A 5,092-nucleotide genomic window follows, 5' to 3' on the forward strand; every position below is an offset into this window, starting at 1 on the left:
TACAAAAATCCAATCACTAATAGTTAAAACATATACTTTAAAAATTGAAGCTATAAATGGTACAGAAATTATTAAAAACTGTAATAGTATTCCTAATAATATAGAATATATTAAATATTTATTGCTGAATAATCCTATTTTAAATATAGATTTTTTACTATTCCTAAGAGATAAAGCTAAAAATAATTGAGAGATGCTTAGTACTACAAAGGACATAGTTTGAGCATGACTTAAAGAATTGGGATAAATATACTCTCCTAATTTAAAAGCAACTAAAGTTAAAAATCCTATTAATAAACCATTTAAAGTTAATTGAAATTTTTCATAAAAAGTAAAAATACTTTCTTTAGAAGAACGAGGAGAATCTGACATAACATCTTCATCACTAGGATCAACGCCTAAAGCTATAGCTGGAAAGCTATCTGTAATTAAATTTACCCATAATATATGAATAGGTAAAAGTGGAGTTGCCCAATTAAATAAAATAGCAATAAATAATGTAATAATTTCTCCTAAGTTACAAGAAAGCAAAAAAACAATAGATTTTTTTATGTTTTTATAAATTTTTCTTCCCTCTTCAACGGCAGAAACTATAGTAGAAAAATTATCATCAGTTAAAATCATATCAGCAGCTCCTTTAGCTACATCTGTACCAGTTATACCCATAGCAACTCCTATATCAGCTACTTTTAGTGAAGGAGCATCATTAACACCATCACCCGTCATAGAGACTATATTATTATTAGATTTAAAAGCTTTTACAATTTTAACTTTATGCTCTGGAGAAACTCTAGCAAAAATTTTATAATTATCTATATTTTTGCTTAGTTCTTCATCAGATAAATTATCTAATTCATCGCTAGAAATTACTTCACTTAAATTGTTAGCTATTTCTAAATCTTTAGCTATTGCAAAAGCTGTATTTTTATAATCACCTGTAATCATTATAGGGGTTATACCAGCATTTTTGCATAATTTAATAGAATTTTTAACTTCTGTGCGTGGAGGATCTATCATTCCTATCATACCAATAAAAATTAAATTTTTTTCTAATGAAGAGTTATTAAGTTTTTCGTCTTTAATTAAGGGTCTATATGCAAAAGCTAATACTCTTAATGCTTCATTTGACATTTTATTTGCTGCATTTATAATATTATTTTTAACATCAAGGGTTAAATCTAATTCTTTATTATTAATTAACACTTTTTTGCATATTTTTAATATAGAATCAATAGCACCTTTAGTAAAGATTAAAGAGCTGTCCTTAAAGTCATTTATTGTAGTCATTAATTTTCTATTAGAATCAAAAGGAATTTCATATATTCTTTTATGTTTTTCATTAAGTTCTTCATATAAGATGTCATTATTTAAACCTACTTCCAAAAGAGCAATTTCAGTAGGATCACCTGTAGAACTATTTTTAGTATAGGTGGCATCATTGCAAAGCATCATACAACTTAAAAGAAAAATATTTTGTTCTTCATTTAAATTTAGTTCAGTTATATCTTTAATAGTATTAATATAAAACTTTGTTACAGTCATTTTATTCTGAGTTAATGTACCTGTTTTATCAGAACAAATTATATTTACAGCTCCAAGTGTTTCAACTGCCGGCAATTTTCTGATAATTGCATTCTTTTTTACCATACGTTGTACGCCTAGGGCTAATACTATGGCTACAATAGCAGGTAATCCTTCTGGTATAGCAGCAACAGCTAAAGATATAGATGTTAAAAACATTTCTAACATATCTCGTTTTTGAAAAAAAGAAATGATAAAAATTATAATACAAATTGTTATTGCTAATATTCCAAGTATTTTTCCTAGTTGAGAAAGTTTTTTTTGAAGTGGGGTTTGTTCTTCTTTTTCATTATCAAGCATTTTAGCTATGTGACCTATTTCAGTATCCATTCCTGTAGCAACAGCAATTCCAATACCTCTACCATAAGTAACTAATGTAGACATAAAGGCCATATTGTATTGATCTCCTACAGGTAGTTGTTCATTAGAACTTGTGAAATTAGTATTTTTTTCAGCAGGGACAGATTCACCAGTAAAAGCTGATTCTTCGATTTTAAGGTTTATACTTTCTATTAATCTTAAATCACAGGGTATATATCTACCTGCATCTATAATAACTATATCTCCTACTACAACTTCTTCGGAAGGAATTTCTATTATAGTACTATTCCTTTTTACTAAAGCTTTAGGAGTAGAAAGTTCTTTTAAAGCATCTAAAGCTTTTTCAGCTTTCCATTCTTGAATAACACCAATAATAGAATTAATTAATATTACAATTAAAATTATTAATGAATCAGTATATTCTTTTAAGAAAGCTGATATTAAAGTAGCACCTAAAAGAATATAAATCATAGAATCATTTATTTGAGAAAAAAATAATTGAAAAACATTCTTTTTTCTCTTTGTTATAAGTTTATTTTTACCATATTTATTTAATCTAATTAGTGCTTCTTCTGAATTAAGACCTAAAACTAAGTTTGTATTTAATTCTTTTTCAATATCAATAGTTTTTTTAGAATACCACATATAATTATCCACCTATATAAGTATTTTACTTACATCATATTGAAAACAGATAAAATTTGTACATGTTTTTAATAGATTAAGCAATATAAAAATAAGGGTTTTATATTTTATTAAATAAAAAAAAGTCATTATTCTTTTTAATTTTTAGAATAATGACTTTTTAATATTAAATTTTAAGACTATATAAAACTATTAATACTTGCATCAGATGGCATTCTCCAATCACCTCTCGGAGATAATGATATAGAACCAACTTTTGGACCATCAGGCAATGCAGAACGCTTAAACTGTTGACTAAAGAATCTATACATAAATTTATCTAACCATTTTTTTATAGTGTCCTCTTCATAATCTCCTTTAAAAGCTTTTTTAGCTAAAAATAAAATTCTTTCTGGAGAAGATCCGTGTTTTATAAAATGATATAAGAAGAAATCATGAAGTTCATAAGGTCCTACTATATCTTCAGTTTTTTGAGCAATATTTCCTTTGTTATCTTTTGGTAATAATTCAGGACTAACAGGTGTATCTAAAATATCTAATAAAGTTTCACTTGTGGTTTTAGAAGTTATATAATCTGCAAAATATCTAACTAAATACCTAACTAATGTTTTAGGAACAGAGCAATTTACAGAATACATAGACATATGATCACCATTATATGTACACCATCCTAAAGCTAATTCAGATAAATCACCTGTACCTATTAAAAGTCCTGCTTCTTTGTTAGCTATATCCATAAGTATTTGAGTTCTTTCTCTAGCTTGAACATTTTCATATGTAATATCATGGATAGAAGGATCATGCCCTATATCATTAAAATGTTGTAAAGATGCTTTTACAATATTTATTTCTCTTAAATCACAACCAAGCTCTTTACATAAAGTTAAAGCATTATTATATGTTCTATCAGTTGTTCCAAAACCAGGCATTGTTATAGTTATTATATTTTTTCTAGGAATATTTAACATATCAAAAGTTTTAACCACAACCAATAAAGCTAAAGTAGAATCTAAACCACCAGATATTCCAACAACTACTTTGTTTAGATTTGTATGTTCTAAACGCTTAGCTAAAGCGGAAGATTGTATATTTAATATTTCTTCACAACGTTCATTTCTTAAAGCTTTGTTTTTAGGAACAAAAGGATGTTTATCTACATATCTATCAAATTCTTTTAAATCCACATTATTAAATTTAAAATGAATAATTCTAGGTTTTATTGAAGAAGTTGTAGTAGTAGCTCTAAAACTAATATTTTTCATTCTTTCGGAATTTAATTTAAAAACATCTATTATAGAAGTAATTAGTTCATTTTCTCTGTTAAATCTTTTATTTTCTTTTAATATAATTCCATTTTCAGCAACTAACATATGACCACTAAATAATAAATCTGTAGTAGATTCATGAACACCAGCAGAAGAGTATATATATGCTCCTAATGTTCTAGCACTTTGATTACTAATTAAATCCTTTCTATAGGAGCTTTTAGATACTAATTCATTAGATGCTGACAGATTTCCTATAATATTTGCTCCCATTATACTTAAATAAGAACTTGGAGGTATAGTTACCCATAAATCTTCACATATTTCAAATCCTAAACAAATCTCTTTGAATTTAAATAACAAATCTGTACCAAAAGGAATATTTTCTTGAAATGATAACTGGATTTCAGTATTAGTAATACCTAATCCTTCCGTAAACCATCTTTTTTCATAAAACTCAGAATAGTTTGGTATATAGCTTTTAGGAACTATTCCTAAAATTTTACCATTTAATATTATATAAGCACAGTTATATAAACAATAATTAATTAGAAGAGGTGCTCCAACAGCAAATAAAATATCTTTTCCCTTAGAAAATTGAACTAATTGATGTATAGCTGAATCACTTTCTTCTAATAATTTATTATTTGTAAATAAATCAGCACAAGTGTATGATGTTATACATAACTCAGGAAAAATTAAAATTTTAGTATTAATTTCTATAGCTTCATCGATTAATTTTTTTATATTTTCAATATTAAACTTAATATCACTTACTTTAATCTTAGGTGAAGCAGCGCCTACTTTTATAAAATTCATAATATCATCTCCTTTTTACATTAGTTAGTATTTATTATTTTAAAATATTTATAAACTTATAATAAAATCTTGTTTTTATTTTAAAAAATATGTTAGTTTTAATTAAATTTCTAATATTTTATCAATATATATAAATATTAAAACGAATTTAAAATAAAATCAAATTATAATTAATTTTATAGGAATATAAATTTTAATATATGTATATAATTATAATAGCCTTTTAATAAAGGCATACGTAGGATTTTATTTTTTAGCACTCTTTAAGAGTGCTTCAGGCTGTCGACAAAGTCGACAGCCTTTCCATTTTCTTATAAAATAATATTGGGTGATAAATATGATGACTAAAAAAAATACTGATAATAGATTTAAAATTGAATTTAACAGTTTAGAAGCTCTTGTGCCTAAAAATCATTTAGTTAGACAAATTGATAGAGCAATAGATTTTAATTTTATATATG

At 25.5% G+C, this 5,092-nt stretch carries 2 protein-coding genes; both read right to left on the reverse strand.

Translation table 11 applies throughout. From position 1 onward, the window contains the following. A partial coding sequence (locus tag GBZ86_RS12525; RefSeq protein ID WP_152891153.1) for a cation-translocating P-type ATPase occupies positions 1–2,547 on the reverse strand: 2,547 nt, incomplete at its 3' end. Between the two features lie 179 nt (positions 2,548–2,726). Further along, a complete protein-coding gene (locus tag GBZ86_RS12530; protein WP_152891155.1) occupies positions 2,727–4,631 on the reverse strand; it encodes an NAD(+) synthase in 1,905 nt (634 codons plus the stop codon). Positions 4,632–5,092: the final 461 nt, after the last annotated feature.

Origin of the sequence: Clostridium tarantellae (assembly GCF_009295725.1) — a bacterium.
Lineage (GTDB): Bacteria > Bacillota > Clostridia > Clostridiales > Clostridiaceae > Sarcina > Sarcina tarantellae.

Excerpts from the sequence above, each read along its gene's own strand:
- GBZ86_RS12530 (WP_152891155.1), bottom strand. The coding sequence starts at position 4,631 with ATGAATTTTATAAAAGTAGGCGCTGCTTCACCTAAGATTAAAGTAAGT.